This is a genomic window from Gluconobacter oxydans (assembly GCF_006539685.1).
GTDB classification, from domain to species: domain Bacteria; phylum Pseudomonadota; class Alphaproteobacteria; order Acetobacterales; family Acetobacteraceae; genus Gluconobacter; species Gluconobacter oxydans.
In genome coordinates, this window is record NZ_BJNM01000078.1 from 1 (window position 1) to 2,945 (window position 2,945).

3 protein-coding genes and 1 tRNA gene are annotated in these 2,945 nt (G+C 58.3%); 3 read left to right on the forward strand and 1 reads right to left on the reverse strand.

All coding sequences use genetic code 11. The features are described 5' to 3' along the window. Together GOX01_RS13040 and GOX01_RS12540 are read left to right on the forward strand one after the other, a co-directional pair. A partial coding sequence (locus tag GOX01_RS13040; RefSeq protein WP_218023027.1) for a hypothetical protein occupies nt 1-197 on the forward strand: 197 nt, incomplete at its 5' end. A gap of 379 nt (nt 198-576) precedes the next feature. Beyond that, complete coding sequence (locus GOX01_RS12540) at nt 577-1,680, forward strand: tyrosine-type recombinase/integrase (RefSeq protein WP_062268720.1); 1,104 nt, start codon at nt 577-579, stop codon at nt 1,678-1,680. Between the two features lie 191 nt (nt 1,681-1,871). On the opposite strand, the gene GOX01_RS12545 is transcribed toward GOX01_RS12540, so the two are convergent. Next, nucleotides 1,872-1,946 (reverse strand) — tRNA-Val (locus GOX01_RS12545). A gap of 74 nt (nt 1,947-2,020) precedes the next feature. Here GOX01_RS12545 and GOX01_RS12550 point away from each other — a divergent pair. Then, nucleotides 2,021-2,920 (forward strand): N-formylglutamate amidohydrolase, encoded by a 900-nt coding sequence (locus GOX01_RS12550; RefSeq protein WP_024716575.1) that lies wholly within the window; start codon nt 2,021-2,023, stop codon nt 2,918-2,920. Nucleotides 2,921-2,945 lie beyond the last annotated feature (25 nt).

Sequence of the window (2,945 nt, forward strand, 5' to 3'; positions counted from 1 at the left end):
GTGACGAAAATTCGTGTGATGATGGGCTGGCTAACGCTCACCTAATTGCCGCCGCGCCTCAGCTCTATGAGGCTCTACGCATTGCTGCAAGGGATCTGAACACAGCGGCGCATTGTCTCCCAGATACTGGATTGGCGCTTCTTGAGACTGTGAAGCACGCCAATGCCGCCCTCGCCAAAGCCAGGGGTGAAGCATGATCCCACACCCGACCTTGATCTGGATCGGTAACGCCATTCGCGCGGTGTCCGCGTGGTTTCACGACGGGATCTACGAACATGGCTGGAGATTCCGGCGTGACTGACCTGTTTCCGAAATTCTGCGAGGCGCTTGCCCTTGTGATCCTGTTCCACCTTGTGGCCGGTCAGCGGCCAGGGAGTGTTTAATGACTGAAGTCTTGGAAGAAACCCTAACCCTTCAAGACGTTCTGACGCGCCTCAAGGGCCGTGTTGGGCGCACAAAGCTCCATGCGCACTTGAGGCGCGTGAAGGAATTTCATGGTGGTCCGACGCATCGTCGTTGGGGGCACCGCATCATCTTTTACCCGGCGGATTTCAAACGCCTGTTGCTGAACCTGGAATGCCCCTCAAACTCTTCAAACGCGGCCGGTCGGAAACCTACTACGTTCGCGGAACCGTCAAAGGACAGAGCGTTTATGAAAGCTCAGGAACTTCTGACCCCCAACAGGCAGAAGAATACAGGGCGAAGCGCGAAGCCGAACTCTGGCAGGAAAGCATCTATGGCAAGCGGGCCGTTGTAACCTTCGCCTATGCGGTCGCTGCTTATGTCGAAGCAGAGCCGCGTTCTGAGGCGACAAAGGCCTATCTTCGCCGTCTGCTGGACCATTTCGGCACCACGCGCCTGGCTGATATCGACCAGACCGCGCTCGATCAGGCTTATCGGCACATTCTGCGCGATGGTGCCGAGGCCAGTCCTGCCATAAAAGTCAGGTCCGTTCTCACGCCTTTGCGCTCTGTCCTGGAATTTGCCGCTATCCGGAGGTGGTGCGAGCGTCCGGCCTTCGACAAGCCGCGCATTCCGATGAGCCGGACAGTTTATCTCAGGCCCGAGCAGGTGACGGACCTGATCGATAACGCGGCACCGCACCTGAAGCCGTTGCTGGTCTTCCTGTTCGGAACCGGTGCCCGCATGTCAGAGGCTCTCGAGCTGGACTGGGCCTGCGTCGACCTGAAGGGAAAACGGGCTGTCGTCTGGCAGAAGCAGGGGAACGAGCGGCATATCGATCTGCCACCCCGTGTCTGCGAATCACTGGCTTCTCTCCCGAACCGGGATGGCCGCGTGTTTCGTCCTGTTCGTGCCCGGAAGTCGAGAAACGGGAAGGGCAGGGAGATCGGGGAGGCCTATTCGGAAAACGGGCGGACCAGCGGCGGCCAGATCAAGTCCGGATGGTCAGTGGCGTGTCGCAAAGCGGGCCTGCCGGAGCACATGCGCGTATGGACACCCAAAGGGCAGGAGAAACCGAAGAGCGTATTCGTCCCGGACGTCACCCCGCATGATGTCCGCCACACATGGGCGAGCTGGCAATACTGCCTGCACAAGGATCTGATGCGTCTCAAAGCTGACGGGGGATGGGGCAACATCACGACGGTGACGCGCTATGCCAAGGTGATGCCGGACGCTTATCGGGAGGAGATCATGGAATGGCTCGGAATCGGTGGCTGAGCCATCTTCGGCCGATTCGCATGAGCGGCCACGATGCCGTGAAGGGTGCACCGATTTTGCACCGAATTGCTCGCGAAGGAGTGGCTTCCCCCGTCATGAGGCGACATTGTCCGAAGCGCGCGATCTGACAAATCGATAGCGACGTCGAAGAAAAGATGCTTAATTTTCAAGGGGTTTCTTACCGGACCGAGTGGTGGGCGCAACAGGGATTGAACCTGTGACCCCTACCATGTCAAGGTAGTGCTCTACCGCTGAGCTATGCGCCCCCGGTCCGGTGAGGCGGTTTCTAGCTGTGTCCGGAAAACCTTGCAACCCCCGTGGGACGAAATATGAAAAAAATATGCAAATTCCTGTGCCACTGACGTCTTTCAGGGTGAATCGACCGCGGAATACTGCGATTCCTCTGCTTGTCTCGTCTCCACATTCCGGAAGGAATTATCCGTCGGATTTTCTCGACAGGGCCTCGCTCTCCTTTCATGAGTTGCAGCAGAGCGAAGACCGGTTTGTGGACCGGCTGTTTGAAAACGCGCCGGATTTTGGTGCGACGCTGATCTGTGCCGAGTTTCCGCGTGTGTGGTGCGATGTGAATCGCGACTGGCGCGAAGTGGATGCGGAAATGTTTGATCCGCCACCGCCTGATGACGAGGTCCTGCTTACGGCGAAGGTGAAGGCGGGTTTCGGGGTCATTCCGCGCTATGTGTCACAGGGACGGCCGGTTTACGGACAGCCTCTTCATCTCTCGGAGATAAAGGACAGGATTGCCGCGGCATGGCTGCCCTATCACGAGGCGCTTGCGGCGCTCCTGAGCGAAATGAAGGCGCGGTTTGGCTATGCCGTTCTTCTGGAAGCCCATTCCATGCCCAGGCTGCCTTATGCGCGATCGTGCGATATCGTTCTGGGGGACGTTCATGGCCGAAGCTGCGCCTCCGGCTTGCCGGACATGATTGAAAATATGCTCGGAAGCCTGGGGTATTCCGTTCGTCGGAATGTTCCTTATGCCGGCGGGTATATTACCCAGTATTACGGCCGTCCCGAACAGAATATCCATGCCGTCCAGCTGGAGATCTGCCGCTCCCTTTATCTGAATGCCGCGACGCTCAAACCGGGGCTCGGGTTTGAACAGACGCAGCGGAACATGCAGTCTCTCCTTGCCGGGCTGGTGGCGTGGATTGGCAGTGGAGCCCTGTCGCAGTCATCGGCACCGGAAGCAGCGCTTGCGGTTGAGACATCGTCTTCTTAGGTGTTTGGTCCCGGGGTTTGATGGG

What these genes read in the sequence shown, in the direction of transcription:
- GOX01_RS12540 (WP_062268720.1), top strand. Translation starts at nt 577, where the DNA reads ATGCCCCTCAAACTCTTCAAACGCGGCCGGTCGGAAACCTACTACGTT.
- GOX01_RS12550 (WP_024716575.1), top strand. Translation starts at nt 2,021, where the DNA reads ATGCAAATTCCTGTGCCACTGACGTCTTTCAGGGTGAATCGACCGCGG.